Below are 16994 nucleotides of genomic sequence, written 5' to 3'. Positions count from 1 at the left end.
CTGGGTTTTGTGGTTGTAAATATCGGCAACCGTCTCTGAGCTTTCAGCAGTGGATTGCGATAAGTCTGACGATTTGGGAAGGTTTCTCCGCAGTCTGCCGTTAGTGTTTTCATTGCTGCCGCGCTCCGAGACCGACCAGGGCATCGATGACCGCTTCATCTCCCGTGCGAATGACCGCCGTCGTGGCGGCTTCCTCGAGGCAGAAGGCGGCGGTACCGTCCTTCTGGTTCGCGGCTCCCTGGCTCGTGAGATGGGTCTGCCGGTTTACGCTGTGGTTGCTCACGCGGCTTCCTACGGCGACGGTGCACACACCTCCATTCCTGCTCCAGGTCTGGGCGCTTTGGGTGCTGGCCGTGGACGCAAGAACTCCCGTCTGGCCAAGGGCCTGGCAGGGCTTGGTCTGACCCCGAACGATGTTTCGGTGCTGTCCAAGCACGACACTTCCACCAACGCTAATGACCCGAACGAGTCGGAGCTACACTCCATCCTGTGGCCAGCTATTGGCCGCGACGTTGACCAGCCACTGTTCGTCATCTCGCAGAAGACCCTGACCGGTCACTCCAAGGCTGGTGCGGCACTGTTCCAGACCGGTGGTTTGATTGACGTCTTCCGCACTGGCCGCATCCCAGCGAACCAGTCTCTGGACTGTGTTGACCCGCTGATTGAGCCAAAGGCGAAGAACCTTGTCTGGCTGCGTTCCCCACTACATGTCGAGGCAGCTAACCGTCCTGTGAAAGCCGCTGCGCTGACTTCCTTGGGCTTCGGCCACGTGGGTGCACTGCTGGTTTACGCTCACCCAGGTGTCTTCGAAGCTGCCGTAGCTCAGCAGGTATCGCCTGAGGCTGCTGCCGAATGGCGCGAGAAGGCCAATGCCCGCCTCGCTACCGGCGCTGCCCGCTTCGAAGCCGGCATGATTGGCAAGGAAGTTCTCTTCGAGGTCATCGACGGCCGCCGTCTACCTGACACAGCCGGCACCGTAGAGATCGAGAACTACGGCCCAGTCGCCGCCGACAAGGCCGCAGAAATTGCGCTCTTGCTTGACGATGACATCCGTCTCACCGCCGAAGGCACCTTCCCTCCGGCCAAGTAAGGTGCAGTTAGCAGGCTAACGCCACGCGAGAGAGATTAGCTCCCTCCCGGAATTGGTACTGTGGGAAACCACAACCAACCGGGGAGGGAGCTTTTTCATCCTCGGCATTGCCGGCACGTGGATGATCGCAACCACCGGGGCACGCTGGGCGATTGGCCCTATTGGGGAAGACCCCTATGCCGAGCGTGTTGGCATAGGGATTGAGAACACGTCCAACCGGTCCTTCACTCCTCTTTTGGCGCAGGTTGAAGAGCTCGTCCACCACGAAGATGTACGGGACGCGAACCTAGATCTCCTGGCAGCTTTTGCCGAATTCGACAAGCGCCAGGCAGCTAAGTAGGCTCCCAAATCGAAGGCCCCGGAGAGATCCCTACGTTTTAGCCGTACATCACCGGGGTTATTGATTTTTCTAGGCTTCGCAAACGGGGTAAGTCTTAGATTTCGGTGCCGAGCCACACTGGTTCGGGGATGAGCTTGACGCCGAATTCGTCGAAGACGCCATCGCGGATGGTGCGCGCCAAGTCCACGATGTCCTTGGAGGTGGCCTCACCGCGGTTGGTGAGCGCGAGGGTATGTAGCGTCGACAAGCGAGCCTGCGCCTCAATACCGGGGTAGCCGCGCTTGAAACCTGCGCGCTCAATCAGCCACGCCGCGGAAAGCTTTTTGCCTCCCTCGACGTCGAAGCGCGGCATGGTTTCGGCGGCTTCATCGCCAAGTTTTGCGGCAACGCGCTGTGCGACCTCGTCAGCTTTTTCTTCGGCCACGATGGGATTGGTAAAGAAGGAGCCGGCGGACCAGGTGTCCTTATCGGAGGGATTGAGCACCATGCCCTTGCCGCGGCGCAGCTCCAGGACGGTGTTACGAATCTCGTCGGCGGGGCGACGCTCGCCAGGGTTCTCAGTGAGCTGGCGGAAGTTCAGCGGGGCGGAAAGGCCATCGGTAGTCAACTGCATCTCAATGGCAAGCACCACGGCGCGCTCGGTGAACTTGATGTTGGAATAGCGGTAACGCAGCTCCAACGTGGAAGCCTCCACCCATTCATCTTTCTCAGTCCGGCGGTCATACAGGCGCACCCAGGTCAGCACGTCAGAGACCTCAGTGCCATAAGCACCGACGTTTTGCACTGGCACCGCGCCCGCACGGCCCGGAATGCCCGATAGGCACTCGATGCCGCCCAAGCCGGCATCGACAGCCGCTGCGACAACCTTGTCCCAATTCGCGCCCGCACCGGCACGCACAATGCCCGAATCCTTATTGACCTGAATGTGGTCAAACTCCAACGACACCGCAACATAATCCAACTCACCCTGGCCCATGGATTCATCCGCCACCAGCAGATTAGAACCATCACCAACAATGACAATCGGAATATTTTCACCATCGAGCACGCGGACTACGAAACTAGCCGCATCCGCATTGTGACAACGCACCGTATAGCGGGGTTTCCCGCCCACACGCAGCGTGGTCATGTCGGCGAAAGTGGCCTCATTGTCCACCTCAACGCCGACGAATTCTTTCAGGTGCTGGGTCATAAATTCATCGTTCACACCTACCAAGGTAGTCTGTTAACCATGTCAACCCGTAGCGAAAACACCGTAACTATCAATCACCCCATTGAAAAGGTGCACCAGGCGTACTCCACCAAGGAATTCTGGGAGTACATCGTAGCCAACCTCTCCCCAGAACCAGGCGAGGTCAACGAGTTCACCGGTGAAGAAGCAACCCTCTTCGAGGTTCTTCCAACCACCCTTCTGCCAGAAGCAGTTCGTGCCATGGTTTCCCAGTCCCTCAAGGTCAAGCGCGTTTTGAGCATCGGCAAGCTGGACGGCGAAAAGTTCACCACCGCCTTCAACGCTGACGTGAAGGGCACCCCAGTTGATTTCAAGGGCGACATCAACCTGGCTAGTGAAGGCGAAGCTACCAAGCTGAACTACACCACCGATGTCTCCATCAACATCCCACTGATGGGTGCCGCTATTGAACCTAAGGTTGGCGAGGCTCTGGAAGAGCTCTTCGGCAACGAAGCTAACCTGGCTGAGCAGTGGATTGCTGAGAACCTCTAAGGTTTTCTCCACCTCGTAATGGCCGACCATGCACATAATCTGCGCGCTGACGCAGTAGCTGGTCGGCCTTTTGGCGTTATTACCCGCGGCACCACCGGGCACAACCGGCTACGGCGCTGTGACCGGTGGATGGCTTATCACCCGGAGATTTCTTCGCTGCTGCGCATGACGCCCGAGCCTCTGGCTTTGGATGTTGGCTATGGCGCGTCCTACACCACCACCGTGGAGTGGGCGCGGTGAACCCTTCGGTGCGGGTGACGGGCCTGGAAATCAATCCCGAGCGCGTTTTGCCGCCGCGCGATGGTGTGAACTTTGAGCTCGGCGGCTTCGAGCTGCGCGGCTATCGGCCACAGCTGGTGCGCGCATTTAATGTGCTGCGCCAATATGACGTGGACCAGGTGCCCGCGGCCTGGGAGTCAGTTACCTCCCGTCTTGCGCCCGGTGGCTTCTTCGTGGAGGGCACCTGCGATGAGCTGGGGCGGCGCAGCACCTGGATCTTGCTGGATGCGCACGGGCCGAAGACTCTGACGTTGGCGTGGGATCCCTTCGATGTGGAAACCCCCTCACAGCTAGCGGAGCGTCTGCCCAAGGTCCTTATTCACCGCAATGTGCCGGGCGAGCCCATCTATGAATTGCTCAAGGCTGCCGATGAAGCCTGGGCGCACACCGCCGGCTGGGCCCCGCACGGCCCGCGGATTCGCTGGCGCGAGGCCCGTAAACTCATGCAGGCCCAAGGAATTGCCTTGCATCCGATTCGCCGCCGGATTCGGGATTGCGTCCTAACTGTGGACTGGAATGTAGTAGCGCCTGCAGTTTAACTGTGAATTGCCACCCTGCTTTGACTCCCGCATTGCCCGAAGTGGTGCACATGCGTCACACTAGTACCTATGGCAAAGACTAAATCAGCGGGATCAACCGCGTGGAAAATCATCGTCGGCACTTTGGTGGCTGTGCTCATCATCGTCTTGATCGCAGAATTCGGCCTGCGCTGGTTTACCGCGAAACAGATGAAGGACCAGTTCCATGCCGCCGCGCAAGAAGACGGCATTGAGGTATCAGAAAAACCTACGGTGTCCTTCGGCCCTTCCCCACTGATTTTTGGTCTGCTCGGCGGCGAAGTCTCGCAGCTAGAAATGCACACCCCCTCCACGCTGCAAATCAACGGCAACGTTATTACCGGCCAGCCAGAATCCACCGTGGAAATGGAAGGCATGACCCTGACTGAGGATCCTGTGGCGCGTCATTTGGTTGCCACCACCGTTATCCCAGAGGACTATTTACTGATTACCTTCCAGGAGGCAATCGCTAGTGAATCCGGCGTGGACATGCTGCGCGATGTTGTGGTCACTGAAATCACCGCCAACGGCGAAGAAGGCGTGTTGGACTTCCAGCTCGGCGGAGGACTAGCCACCATCTCCCTGCAGCCATCTGCTGTTGACGGCCAGCTGCAGCTGGAAGCAACCGATTCCACCCTCTTTGGTGTCTCCCTGCCTGAACAAGCCACCCAGTCCATCTCTGAGGGCCTAAGCAAGGGCATGCAAGACCAGTTCACCGGTGATTTGTCCATTGAGGACATCACCATCAATGACGGCACCGTTTCCATCCGCATGGCCGGCGATAACGTGAACTTCAACGAGTTAAGCCAGCAGATGAGCCAGACCGCTCAGGCTGTTGAAGAACCTGCGCCGGCAAGCTAACCAAGGCGCTGCCTGTGGATAACTTGGCCTGTTGGGTGACGTGTCAATGTAATTATCCACAGGTATTCAGGCCTGCTCTGGTGCGGGCTTTCGTTGTGGGTTTAGCGTCGAAGTTATGGACTTTCTTCACGCAATCAAATTCATCTACTCCCAGGGCATAGGGTTCCTCCGCTTTATCAACGAGCAGTCTCCCTATGACTTGGAGGACTTGGGCATTGTGCTGCCTAAAGCAAAGGAGTGCTCCAAGCTTGCCGATAGCCTTCTCGGCTCCGCCGACTCCCCGCGCCTGCAGCGCGAATCAATAGTGCTGGCCGAACAACGCCAGTTAAGCCTCGACCATCTCATGATGGTTAATAGATACGCGAAGAAATTGAAGAAGCGCGGCGCAGCCTGGAAACTGCGCGCAGAGCTTATCGCACACGAGGGCTCGTGCAAGGAAGTCAATGCCTACGGCAACCGGCGTGTGAAAGAAATCCAAGGCGACAAACCGAAAGAGCCCGGTGTAAAAGTGAGCCAGTCCAAGAACGGCATGCGCACCATGACCGTGACGGATACGCAGCGCCGAATCACTGATTTTACGAAGACCCTCTACGCGATAGAAACCACTGAGCAGCCGAGGAAGAAAGCGCTGTTGGAGGCATTTGGAAACTTATTGACGGTGGCGGAGGAATACTCAAACCGGAATACCGCACGGTCATTGCCATCGGCCTGGATCAATCTGCGCAAATCATCTGGGGCGAAGGCAACGAATCCATCATCGAAGCCTCCGACGGGACCACCACGACTGGCGCGGAAATCGTTAACCTTGCGATGTCCGGCGCCCTCGGTGACAAAGTCTATGCCGGGCTCTTCCACCCCACCGCAGGGCCCGTCAATCTCTACTAAGCGCGGTTCGCATCAGGAAAGCAACGGATTCTAGCCATGGCAGAAAACCTGGTGTGCCCATGGCCAGACTGCAAGGTGCCAGCGGATAGGTGCCAGGTGCACCACTTGGAGGCACACAAGAACGGCGGTCAGACCAACCCATCGAATCTCACCAGGCTGTGTGTCTATCATAACGGCGTCAACGATGCCGGTGAAGTTCAGGGCAAGAACTTCACGAAACCCAAACGCGGCCGCATGATTCGCCACCGCGGCAAAGTCAAACTTTTAACCTCCGCCGGAAAACTAGTGAGCAACACTCATGATGTGAGCGCGATGGGAGCGATGAGACTAATCTAAACCCTCGGCTAGTGCTCTGAAAGGAGGCGTTTAGAGGTCCACGACGTGAAATTCCAGCGGGGATGCTGCCTCCGCTAGCTCCGGCGATCCTTGCCTGGAGATAATGCGCTTGAAGCCTGCTTGGCGTGCTGCCTGGATGGCGGCGTGGGCTGCGGGGTGCGTGGGAGCACCGGAAAGCGGTGCGATAAGCCCCAGCTGGACGGGGTCCGGGCACGCCTCCGAAATGGCGATGAGCTCGCTGAGATGAGTATTGGAATCCGCGATAGTGTTGTCCACACTCACCCAGATTTCCTCCGCGCCAGACTGCACGGCAAGGCGCGCCTCTGAGGCCTTAATCAGCGTGTGATGGCGTCCCGTTGGATAGCCCGCGACGCTAATGATCATGACCGGAAGCTGGGCGTCTTTGACTAGCTGAGCGGCGAGAGTGATCTGCGTGGGATCGACGACCACACGAAAGCACTGGTTGCCAATGTGCGGCAAAGTACCCATCTGCTCAACAATCTTCTTGAGCTGGTCGGCAGAAGCACCGAGCATAGACAAAGCTACAAATTCAGACATGACAACCTTTGGGTAAAAGTTAAAGGACACAGAAGATAAATCTGCGCCCTTTGATTCTTGATTTTTGTTAAAGACTAGTAGTTGTACTCACCGTTGATGAGCGACCGGAGATGCGGCCTGACATCAAACCAGTAGATGCCGGTAGCGACCGCGCCGACCCACGACAAGATTGGCAGTGGGAAAATCATGGCGAACGCTGAACCACCCAGGATTGCCGCCCAAATCATCTTTGGGTGGCGGTCACCTGCCGGGAACGCATCTTCGCGGGTCATAAACACCATGACCAAACCGGCAATCGCCGCGATAGCAAGCACGCGGAACAGGTTAGCCTCGAAGAGTTGAACGAAGGTCAATAACGCAGATGCAAAAGCCATGATGGTGTCAGTCAAGTCTCAATCATAAAAAGTGTTTCGCGCCCAGAAGACTCTAGACGCCCGATACTGCTAGTGATCCTATCAGCCACTAAGCCAATGCACCTAGTGGGCAAACGGTATTCACATACAGCACCGATACTCTGGCGTTAACCTGTGAATGAGAGTGCGCCAGGGTGCTACTTGGTGTCATCTTCGGAGGAGATGACTTCGCCGTCGACTACCTCAGCGGTCGGGTCAGCGACATCATCGCCCTTGGTAACTGGCTTTTCCTCAGCGCCATTCTCAGCAGCCTTGGCTTCCTTGCGCTCATTCATGCGCTCTTTCACGGTGTTGACCGCGTCCGATGCTTCCTCCCGGACAACGCCGAAAGCACTGCCGGCCTTCTCCTTGGCATCTGAGTAGGTCTCGGTCTCACGGGTTTCTTCCGCCGCGCGGCGAACAGAGCCAGAAACATCCTTGGCAAATTCCGTAGCGCGGTCGAAGAAGGAGCCTTTCTTGCCGGACTCGGTGCCGTCAGTCGGATCTGCTGCATCACTTACCTCAGACTGTGCGGCACGATCTTCACGGAAACGGTTGGTGAACTCTTTCGCCAAGCCAAAAGCGGATGAACCAGCCGCCTTCAGCGACTCGAGGGTTTCATTCGCACCGTCATCGGCCTCGCCGTCTTTGCGGTGCTTCGCGCCGTCGGCATCGTCAGCCGCGTTAGCTGCGTTCGTCGCGTCGTCGTAGGAATCGTAAGGGGACTTTTCTTCAGCCATGATGAACTCCTTGGTCAATGGTGCGGTTTTGTCTCCATAATAGCGGCGTTGATCACAACGCGCTGTCCAAGAATACCGGGCAGTGGAAACTAGAGGCCGAAAATCAGGTGGTTAACCGCGTAAATCACAAGACCCGCGAGCGCACCAACAAGCGTGCCGTTGAGACGAATGAACTGCAGGTCTTTGCCCACCATCAGCTCGATCTTGTCCGATGCCTCATCTGCATCCCAGCGTTCGATGGTCTCCGAAATAATGTTGGTAACCTCTGGCGCGTAGTTATCTGCCAGGAAACGTGCCACGCCTTGGATACGGTTGTCCAGAGACTCGCGCAAATGCGGGTCTTCTTGGATGTTGGTACCCCACTTCACGCACAGTTCGACGATCTTCTCGCGCAGCATCGAATCAGAGGTTTCAGCCTGAGTGATGATAGCTTCCGCGGCCTTGGCCCAAATCGCCTCGGCTGCGCCCTGGACTGGGGTGGAGCCCATGATGTCAGACTTGAGCGATTCCACGCGGCCGATGAGTTCGGGATCTGTCTGCAGGTCGGATGCGAAGTTGTGCAGTCCGCGGCGAATAGCATGACGGGCCTCGTGGTCATCATCATTTTTGACGTCAGTAACCCAATCAACCAGTTCCTTGTACACACGCTCCCCCACCATGGAGCGGGCAAAGCGCGGTGCCCAGGTCGGCATACGTTCATCGATGAGGGTGACCACAGAATCTTCCATGGTCAGAACCTTCTTGTGGCCCCAATCGATGAGCTCATTGACAACTGGCTCCACCTTGCCGTCTTCGATGAGGCCTTCGAGCAGCTTGCCCAAAGGTGGGCCCCACTGTGGCTCGCCGAGCTTGTCAATCAGTTGGGACTGAATGAGCATCTCTGCGTCTTTGGGGTCCATCGCGCGCACTGCATTGGCGGTCAGTCGGCCGGCTTCGCGGGAAACCTTCTCCGCGTTTTCGGTCTGGGACAGCCATGCACCAAGCTTTTCTGGGATATTCGCCTGGGAGACTTTGTCCGTAATCAGCTCCGCGTTGAGGAAGTTCTCCCCCACGAACCCCGAAAGCGCCTCGCCAACGGAATCCTTCTTTTTCCGGATAAGTGCTGTGTGTGGAATTGGAATGCCCAGCGGGTGTCTAAATAGCGCGGTGACCGCGAACCAGTCTGCGAGGCCACCAATCATGCCGGCTTCTGCGGCTGCGCGGACGTACCCAACCCATGTCGGAGCGCCGCCTTCTTGGTTCTGCCACCACGAACACGCCAAGAAGATAACCGCGGCAACAATAAGAAGTGCCGTGACGAATGCCTTGTGATTGCGCAGGGTACGGCGGCGCTGCGCCTCAACCTCAGCCGATGGTCCTGGTACCTTGCGGAAGTCATCGCGCTTCGCGGGAGCCTTCGTCTTTACAGGCGCCGGTGGCGTTTCAGGTGAAGTTATCTCAGCGTTGTCGGCATCGTTCTGCGGATTCTGCGCCTCCTCCTGAGTGTTGTTCTCCGGTTCAACGGCGCGGTGTTTACCCATGGGTGGTGTGGTCTCCAAAATCCATTAGATGACTTAAATCTTCACTTCAATTGAGTCTATGCGATCACAAAACCCGCTGGTTGTTACCAGCGGGTTTTGTGTGGAGGTGTAAGGCTAAGTACTAGTCCTTGCGGCCAGTTCTTGCACGGAATTCACGCAGGCCCTTGCGGCCAGTCCACATCAGAACGATTGCAACAATAGCAACGATGATGGTGGCAACGACGCCGATCCACAGCAAGGTCTGGTGCTGCTGAGCACTCTGAAGGCCAGCTGGCTCAACCATGACACCCAAGGCCCACACGATGATGCCTGCAGGCGGCAGAGTTCCCATCAGAAGTCCCATACCAACCCACATTGAGGTGGTGTTCAGGGAAGAGTGAGGAGCGGACAAAGAGTTAGGAACGTAGCCCTCAACGTAATTATCCGAAATGTCCCCTGTGAACTCAGGGTAGGTCTCACTGCGGAAGTCAGCTACTGCCGGATCATGTGCACTCATAGCGGCTGGGATCTCTTTCTCGTACCTTAATATTTACGGTTTTCTATAGATGACTATAGCTTAGTCATCCTTGCCGCGGAAAGCTGCGCGAGCACGCTCGCTGGTAACAGCTGCCACAGCAGTCAATGGGATGCCCGCAGGGCAAACATCGGCGCACTCACCGTAGAGGGAGCAGTGACCGAAGTTGGTCTCCAGGTCATCAACCATGTTGCGTGCACGACGGCCACGCTCATCCTTGCCCAAAGGCATCAGGGAGAGGTGAACCAGCTTTGCACCGGTGAACAGGTGAGCAGCGCCGTTAGGGCAAGCTGCAACACAAGCACCACAGCCGATGCAGGCTGCGTGGTCCAGAGCGTACTCAGCGGTCTCGTGGTTCTGGTGCAAGGTGTCTGCATCTGGTGCAGTACCTCCATCCATGGAGACGTAGCCACCCTGCTCCATGACGTGGTCAAGGGCGCGACGGTCAACGACCATGTCCTTGATTACTGGGTAAGCAGCGGAACGGAAAGGCTCCAAGGTTACGGTGTCGCCATCAGTGAACTGGAATAAACGCTGCTGACAAGCAGGAGTGTTTTGTCCGGGGCCGTGCGGGCGGCCATTTACGGTCAAACCACAGGTACCACAGATACCTTCACGGCAGTCAGATGCAAAAGCGAACGGCTCTTCGCCACGCTCAATAATCTGGTCGTTGACGTGGTCAAGAAGTTCGAGGATTGACATATGTTCTTCGGCATCGTCGACCTGAACGGTCTCAAAGTTACCGTCGTGGGTTGGTCCAGCCTGACGCCAGATCTTTAAAGTCAGCTTCATTACTTGTAGTTCCTAGTCATCAACGGGATCGAATCAAAGTACAGCGGTTCAGCGTGGCGGATGAATTCGCCTTCGGTTTCGCCTGGCTCCCAAGCGGACACGAAGCACCAGTTCTCATCATCGCGCTCAGCTTCGCCGTCTTCGGACAGGTGGTCATCACGAAAGTGCGCGCCACAGGACTCATCGCGGTCGAGAGCATCAATACACATGAGCTCACCGAGGTCGATGTAGTCAGCAACGCGGGCACCGTACTCCAGCACCTGGTTCATGTCATCAGCGGAGCCTGGGATACGTACGTTCGCCCAGAAGTCCTTGCGCAATTCGCGAATCTTTTCAATCGAGGTCTTAAGATCCTCGATGTTTCGAGAAACGCCGCAGCCCCAGTACAGAATCTCACCGAGCTGGCGGTGGTAGTACGCAGGACCGTGTGGGTTTTCACCACGAATGTTCATCAGGCGGTCAATACGTGCCTGCGCACGCTCAACCGCTACCTTTGCCTCAGCGGAGTCCTCCGCCAGCTTCTCCTCACCGAGGTGCTTAGCCAAGAAGTGAGGAACGGTGAATGGCAAGGTGAACCAGCCATCGACAGAAGCAGACAACAGGGAGTTTGCGCCCAGACGGTTAGCACCGTGGTAGGTCCAAGATGCCTCACCGGTGGCGAACAAACCTTCAATGGAAGTCATCTCATTGAAGTCGGTCCACAGACCGCCCATGGTGAAGTGGCAAGTAGGCGCAATACGCATTGGGGATTCGTATGCAGACTCACCAATTGCTTCTTCATACATCTCAATGAGGTTGGAGTAACGCTCACGGATGGTGTCCTTGCCTAGACGCTGAATTGCGTCACGGAAGTCAAGGTATACAGAGTTCTTCAGAGGGCCAACGCCGTAGCCGGCGTTGATCTGCTGAGAAATCGCACGGGATGCAACGTCACGGGGAACGAGGTTGCCGAACGCCGGGTAGCGGCGCTCCAGGAAGTAATCGCGCTCGTCATCTGGGATGGAGTTTGGATCGCGGTCATCACCTTCGGTCTTAGGAGACCAGATGCGGCCGTCATTGCGCAGCGACTCCGACATCAAAATGGTCTTAGACTGCCAGGAAGAGTTCACTGGAAGACCGGTTGGGTGGAACTGGATGAATGCTGGGGAAGCAAAGTATGCACCCTGCTCGTAGGCACGCATCAAAGCGCCGGCGTTCGAGTTCTTCGCCAAGGTGGACATGTGGTAAACGTTGCCGTAGCCACCGGTACCCAAGATAACTGCGTTACCGGTGAAAGCCTTGAGCTCACCAGTGATCAGGTTACGGGTAACAATGCCGCCTGCACGGTTCTTACCTTCGTTGTCGTAGGTAATAACGTCCTGCATATCGTGGTGAGCAAAAAGCTCCACGTTGCCCAGGCCCAGCTGGCGGTAAAGCGCAGAAGTGGTGGACAGCTGCAGCTGCTGACCGGTTTGTCCACGGGTGTAGTAGGTACGGGAGACCTGCACACCGCCGAAGGAACGCGTTGCCAGGGTGCCGCCGTACTCACGGGCGAACGGTGCACCAATAGCGTTCATGTGGTCGATAACGCGTGGGGATTCCATCGCCAAACGCCAGCAATCGGACTCACGGCAACGGTAGTCGCCGCCCTTGACGGTATCCTTTGCATGGCGATAAGCGGAGTCGTTGTCAACCTTCTTGGAACGTGAAGAGTTCACACCACCCTGTGCAGCAATGGAGTGCGCACGACGTGGGGAGTCATGGTAGGTGAAGACCTTAACGTTGTAGCCCAGCTCGCCGAGTGCTGCCGCAGCTGCACCAGCGGACAGGCCAGTGCCGGCAACCAGAACGGTGAACTTACGGCGGTTAAGTGGAGACACAAGGTCCATGTGGTCCTTGTGGTAGTTCCACATATCCTTCATAGGCACACCGTGAGGTTCGTGAGATTCCAGGATGTTACCTGCAGAGACACCGTCAACGATGGACTTAGGGTGCGAGAAGTTCGGGTGCTCTCGCAACAGTTCAGTGTTAGTCATGGGTTATTCAAACTTTCCTATCAGTCCTGGTTCCTAGCTGACCCAGCCAAAGGCGATGGACAGCGGCATGATGATGTTGCCCAAGCAGACAACTGCTGGAATGACATAAGACAAGAACAAGAAGGTCTGGCGAGTCTTGAAACCGGTCAGGCTCAAGTCATTAGCAGCCAGCTTGATGCCGTGAGTCAAGTGCAAGAAAAGGCACAGCATTGCCAGCACGTAGAAGATGGTGACTGGCCAGCGGCTGAAGGTCGCAATCATGTTTGCCTTAACAGCACCATGAACGAAGGAATCAGACGCAGCTGGAGCAACACCCATGGTGAGGTCCAGAATGTGGAAGATGATGAAGAGCAACAGCACGACGCCGGTAACCAGCATGGTGCGGGTTGCAAATGAACCCAGGCCACCCATGAGGTTGGTGCGACGGAACTTGCCGCGAGAATCACGGGAGCGGCTGTGCAGGACAATCGCGCCGTAGATGTGTGCGAACAGTGCTGCCAGCAAGACGATGCGGATTACCCACAGCAAAGTGCCGTGCGGCAAGATTGGCTCACCCATGCTGCGCAGGAATTCACCGTACTTGTCCAGGGCTTCTTCGCCGCCGTGGGCTGGCGAGTAAAGCTTCAGGTTGCCGGCCATATGGCCGATAACGAACAAAGCAAAAAGTAGGCCTGTTACAGCCATGGTCAGCTTCAGCGCCCAAGACGGAGTTGACGGCTTGGCACGCAGTGGCTCATTAGTAATGTGGCCGTGGTCTAATGCTTCACGGTCCGGATTTTTAACAGTCATGACACCTCCATAGTCGCTATTACCTTACGCAGGAATAACCGCCGGTTACCAGTCGATATGCCTGCTTGTGAACCGTTTTTTGGCCAGCATTTGTTGACGTCCGCACAACTGTTAGGTAAGGATCACCTAGCTTCATGCCATCAAATACCGCCGCACGCTTGGGTTCATCCCTTTAGGCAACACTGGTGTTGCGTAAAGATTAGGCAAATTGTGAGGTTTGGCACAGACGTTTCCAAGGGTGAGGTATTCACCCCGATCGGTGTCATACTTTCGTAAGTGCTCCCCCACCCCACCCCTATCAAACATTGCAACTTTGGCTAAGTGCCTACTCACACCCACATTTGCAGATTCGCGAACGATCTTGACACAAACTTTGCTAATTTCCCGATAATGGCAATTTCTATTGTGTAATCTTGCGGCCATGAGTAAGACCTACGTGGGATCCCGCCTTCGTCAACTGCGCCGCGAACGCGATTTAAGCCAAGCTTCCCTCGCTGCAACACTCGGCCTTTCAGCCAGCTATGTCAATCAAATCGAACACGACGTTCGTCCCCTCACCGTTCCCGTCCTTCTTCGCATCACCGAAGTTTTTGGCGTCGATGCCACATTCTTCTCCCGCGATGATGACTCACGGTTGCTTGCTGAAATTCAGGATGTTGTTCAAGACAAGGAACTCTGCCCTACCCCGGTGGAGTTCCAGGAATTGAGCGAACTGGTTTATAACCATCCCTCTGTCGCGCGCACCATGGTTGATATTCACCGCCGTTACCGAAACGCCCGGGACAAACTATCCTTGGCAACTGATACTCGCCGCACCCGCGATGGTTCGCAGGCATTGTCCATGCCGCACGATGAAGTTCGTGATTTCTTTTATGCTCGGCAAAACTATTTGGACGCTTTGGATAACACCGCGGAGCGGCTATCCGCAGAGCTTGACGTGTCCAATTTCAGGATTCGAGAAACCGAAGACGCCCTCGTTGAACGCTTGAAGGAAAAGCACAACGTCGAGGTCATCACCACTTCCCCGCTGGATGGAACCCAGCACAGCTTTGATTCTGAAACTGGCGTTTTGGCCTTGGCCAGCCGTTTGACCGAAGGCCAGCGCGCATTCCGCATGGCAGCAGAGTTGTCGTTCCTTGAGGCTGGGGATTTGCTCAAAGAACTTACCGATGACGAGCCTTTTACTTCTGAAGCTTCACTCAATCTGGCTCACCGTGGCATCGCCAGCTACTTTGCGGCTGCAACCTTGATGCCTTATGACACTTTCCATACTGAAGCTGAGCAGTGCGGATACGACATTGAGTACCTCTGCCAGGTCTTTGGCGTGGGATATGAGACCGTGGCTTCACGCCTTTCCACATTGCAGCGCCCTAACCAGCGTGGCATCCCGTTTACTTTCGTCCGCGTGGACCGCGCCGGCAATATGTCCAAGCGCCAATCCGCGACTGGCGTGCATTTTTCCAACTCGGGCGGCACGTGCCCGCTGTGGAATGTGTACGAAACCTTCGCGCAGCCTGGCGTTATTTCCCGCCAACTGGCGCAGATGCCGGACGGGCGCAACTACTTGTGGATTGCGCGTTCCATCCGCCATCCACAAGGCCAGTTCAAAGACACCAGCAAACTGTTTTCTGTTGGTCTCGGCTGCGAGGCCCGCCACGCAGACCGCACCATTTACGCCGAAGGTCTTGATCTCACCGACATGTCCGTAGCCACCCCCATCGGTATTGGCTGCCGCATGTGTCCACGTGAAAACTGTGCGCAGCGCGCTTTCCCACCAATCAACGAACCACTTGAAATTGATGCTCACCGCAGCTCGGTAGCGCCGTACTAACAAACAACTAACAAAGCCGAAGGGCGGCGCACTCACATTGTGGAGTGCGCCGCCCTTCGGACGTTTTCTAGAAGTCCCTAAAGCTAAGGATTTTTAGAGGTTGATCATGTGTCCAGCAATGCCGTGGGCAGCTTCCTTCATTGCCTCAGACAGGGTTGGGTGGGTGTGAACGTTGCGTCCGATTTCCTCAGCGGTGAGGTCGAAGCGCTGTGCCATGGTCAGCTCTGGCAGCAGCTCAGAAACGTTAGCGCCAACCATGTGGCCGCCCAGCAGTTCGCCGAACTCAGCGTCAGCAACCAGCTTTACAAAGCCAGCGGTTTCAGCCAGGCCAGCTGCCTTACCGTTTGCGGAGAATGGGAAGGTAGCAACCTTGATCTCGCGATCAGGGAACTTTTCCTTAGCCTGCTCTTCGGTGTAGCCGAAGGATGCAACCTGCGGATTGCAGAAGGTTGCGCGAGGCATCATCATGTAGTCGCCCAGCTCCTGGGTTTCTGCATCAGCGATGGTCTCAGCAGCAACAACACCCTGTGCTTCAGCAACGTGTGCTAGCTGCAGCTTAGCGGTGACGTCACCGATAGCGTAGATGCCGTCAACGTTGGTGCGCATGCGGTCATCAATATCAATTGCGCCGCGCTCGGTGAGCTTCACGCCGGTGTTTTCCAGACCGAAGCCCTCGGTGCGAGGAGCGAAACCGATGGAAACCATGCAGCGGTCCACGGTCAGGGTGTCCTTCTTGGAACCGTCCTTGGACTCAACCTCAACGGTGACGTTATCGCCGTTGTCCTTGATGGATGTGGTCTTGTAGCCGGTCATGAGCTTAACGCCAAGCTTTTTGTACTGCTTAGCAATCTCCTTGGAGACGTCCTTGTCCTCATTTGGAAGAACGCGATCCATGAACTCGACGATGGTAACGTCCACGCCGTAGTTAGCCAAAACGTATGCGAACTCCATGCCGATGGCGCCAGCGCCAACGATAACCATGGAATCTGGCTTGTTTTCTTCCAGAATCTGCTCTTCGTAGGAAACGATGTTACCACCGATTTCTACGCCTGGCAGGGAACGAACAACGGAACCGGTAGCAATGATGGCGTTGTCAAAGGTAATGGTCTTACCCTTGTCATTGCCCTCAGTAATCTCCAGGGTCTTAGCATCCTTGAAGGAGCCCAGGCCGTCGATTTCCGTAATGTTGTTCTTCTTCATCAGGTAGTGGACACCCTTGACGATGCCCGCGGAGACCTTGCGGGAGCGCTTGTGCGCTACACCGAAGTCAAAGCTCACGTCACCGGAGATACCAAAGGTCTTAGCCTCATGGTTGAAGGTGTGCGCAACTTCCGCATTCTTAAGCAGTGCCTTGGATGGGATACAACCCACGTTCAAGCAAACACCGCCCCAGTACTGCTTCTCTACAACCGCAACCTTCTTGCCCAGCTGTGCTGCACGAATGGCGGACACGTAGCCACCAGGGCCCGCGCCGATTACTACTACGTCATAATGTTCATTAGTCACACCTACTAGGGTACTTAAATCACTAGCCAAATGTCTGCATCGGGATGACTTATTCACCCCGCGAACCCGTTTCTACAGTGCACCACGAATGAATCTGCGCCGAAAACCACAAAACCACCCAGTCTCATTGGGTGGTAGGCGGGGTTTGGTAGCCCCAAAATGAGGTACTACCCCCGAAGCGAAAGAGCCCCGGGACTTCTCTCAATCAGCGCTTAGAACAGCCCGAGGGAGAGTGCCAGGTTGGAGGATGCGGAAGAACCCATGTG

Annotated in this window: 14 protein-coding genes and 3 pseudogenes; 7 read left to right on the top strand and 10 right to left on the bottom strand. The window is 56.2% G+C overall.

What is annotated here, in order from left to right; genetic code table 11:
- Nucleotides 1-130 precede the first annotated feature (130 nt).
- Together CCASEI_RS02175 and CCASEI_RS02170 are read left to right on the top strand one after the other, a co-directional pair.
- Nucleotides 131-1090, top strand: a pseudogene (locus CCASEI_RS02175) (type I polyketide synthase); the annotation flags it as partial.
- Between the two features lie 52 nt (nt 1091-1142).
- A complete protein-coding gene (locus CCASEI_RS02170) occupies nt 1143-1430 on the top strand; it encodes a hypothetical protein (protein WP_139017045.1) in 288 nt (95 codons plus the stop codon).
- Nucleotides 1431-1524: 94 nt separating this feature from the next.
- Here the strand turns inward: CCASEI_RS02170 and CCASEI_RS02165 are convergent, their stop codons facing one another.
- Nucleotides 1525-2637, bottom strand: a complete 1113-nt coding sequence (locus tag CCASEI_RS02165) for a UDP-N-acetylmuramate dehydrogenase (protein WP_025387015.1) — start codon at nt 2635-2637, stop codon at nt 1525-1527.
- Nucleotides 2638-2661: 24 nt separating this feature from the next.
- Between CCASEI_RS02165 and CCASEI_RS02160 the strand changes: the two genes are divergently transcribed.
- From CCASEI_RS02160 to CCASEI_RS02145, 4 genes and pseudogenes are all read left to right on the top strand, one after another.
- Nucleotides 2662-3153, top strand: coding sequence for a DUF2505 domain-containing protein (locus tag CCASEI_RS02160; protein WP_025387014.1), 492 nt, complete (start codon nt 2662-2664; stop codon nt 3151-3153).
- An 18-nt stretch (nt 3154-3171) separates the two neighbouring features.
- A pseudogene (locus CCASEI_RS02155) lies at nt 3172-3971 on the top strand (class I SAM-dependent methyltransferase).
- A 69-nt stretch (nt 3972-4040) separates the two neighbouring features.
- On the top strand, nt 4041-4850 hold the full coding sequence (locus CCASEI_RS02150; RefSeq protein ID WP_025387013.1) for an LmeA family phospholipid-binding protein: 810 nt from the start codon (nt 4041-4043) through the stop codon (nt 4848-4850).
- Nucleotides 4851-4965: 115 nt separating this feature from the next.
- Nucleotides 4966-6071 (top strand): annotated as a pseudogene (locus tag CCASEI_RS02145) (HNH endonuclease signature motif containing protein).
- 30 nt (nt 6072-6101) lie between these two features.
- Here CCASEI_RS02145 and CCASEI_RS02140 read toward each other — a convergent pair.
- The 8 genes from CCASEI_RS02140 to CCASEI_RS02105 all read right to left on the bottom strand — a co-directional run bounded on the left by CCASEI_RS02140 (nt 6102) and on the right by CCASEI_RS02105 (nt 13391).
- Nucleotides 6102-6629 (bottom strand): deoxyribose-phosphate aldolase, encoded by a 528-nt coding sequence (locus CCASEI_RS02140; protein WP_225868430.1) that lies wholly within the window; start codon nt 6627-6629, stop codon nt 6102-6104.
- Nucleotides 6630-6703: 74 nt separating this feature from the next.
- Complete coding sequence (locus CCASEI_RS02135) at nt 6704-7003, bottom strand: DUF2516 family protein (RefSeq protein WP_025387011.1); 300 nt, start codon at nt 7001-7003, stop codon at nt 6704-6706.
- Nucleotides 7004-7179: 176 nt separating this feature from the next.
- A complete protein-coding gene (locus CCASEI_RS14315; RefSeq protein ID WP_225868429.1) occupies nt 7180-7761 on the bottom strand; it encodes a CGLAU_01105 family protein in 582 nt (193 codons plus the stop codon).
- Nucleotides 7762-7850: 89 nt separating this feature from the next.
- The gene (locus tag CCASEI_RS02125; RefSeq protein WP_025387009.1) at nt 7851-9281 is read right to left on the bottom strand and encodes a DUF445 domain-containing protein; all 1431 of its coding nucleotides are present in this window, start codon (nt 9279-9281) and stop codon (nt 7851-7853) included.
- A gap of 121 nt (nt 9282-9402) precedes the next feature.
- Complete coding sequence (locus CCASEI_RS02120) at nt 9403-9777, bottom strand: hypothetical protein (protein WP_025387008.1); 375 nt, start codon at nt 9775-9777, stop codon at nt 9403-9405.
- Nucleotides 9778-9837: 60 nt separating this feature from the next.
- The gene (locus CCASEI_RS02115; RefSeq protein WP_025387007.1) at nt 9838-10587 is read right to left on the bottom strand and encodes a succinate dehydrogenase/fumarate reductase iron-sulfur subunit; all 750 of its coding nucleotides are present in this window, start codon (nt 10585-10587) and stop codon (nt 9838-9840) included.
- Nucleotides 10587-12602 carry a fumarate reductase/succinate dehydrogenase flavoprotein subunit gene (locus CCASEI_RS02110; RefSeq protein ID WP_025387006.1) on the bottom strand — a complete coding sequence of 672 codons (2016 nt, stop codon included), beginning with the start codon at nt 12600-12602 and terminating at the stop codon, nt 10587-10589. The genes CCASEI_RS02115 and CCASEI_RS02110 overlap by 1 nt, the downstream gene beginning before the upstream one ends.
- Before the next feature lie 33 nt (nt 12603-12635).
- A complete protein-coding gene (locus CCASEI_RS02105; RefSeq protein WP_025387005.1) occupies nt 12636-13391 on the bottom strand; it encodes a succinate dehydrogenase cytochrome b subunit in 756 nt (251 codons plus the stop codon).
- 421 nt (nt 13392-13812) lie between these two features.
- Here CCASEI_RS02105 and ramB point away from each other — a divergent pair, with 421 nt between their 5' ends.
- Entirely contained in the window at nt 13813-15222 is a 1410-nt protein-coding gene (ramB, locus tag CCASEI_RS02100) for an acetate metabolism transcriptional regulator RamB (RefSeq protein ID WP_025387004.1), read from the top strand.
- Between the two features lie 93 nt (nt 15223-15315).
- Here ramB and lpdA read toward each other — a convergent pair whose 3' ends face one another.
- Complete coding sequence (gene lpdA / locus CCASEI_RS02095; RefSeq protein WP_025387003.1) at nt 15316-16728, bottom strand: dihydrolipoyl dehydrogenase; 1413 nt, start codon at nt 16726-16728, stop codon at nt 15316-15318.
- Nucleotides 16729-16994: the final 266 nt, after the last annotated feature.

The organism is Corynebacterium casei LMG S-19264 (assembly GCF_000550785.1).
GTDB classification, from domain to species: Bacteria; Actinomycetota; Actinomycetes; order Mycobacteriales; family Mycobacteriaceae; genus Corynebacterium; species Corynebacterium casei.
The sequence above is the reverse complement of the archived record's forward strand: the minus strand, read 5'-3'. Positions and strand labels throughout refer to the sequence as shown.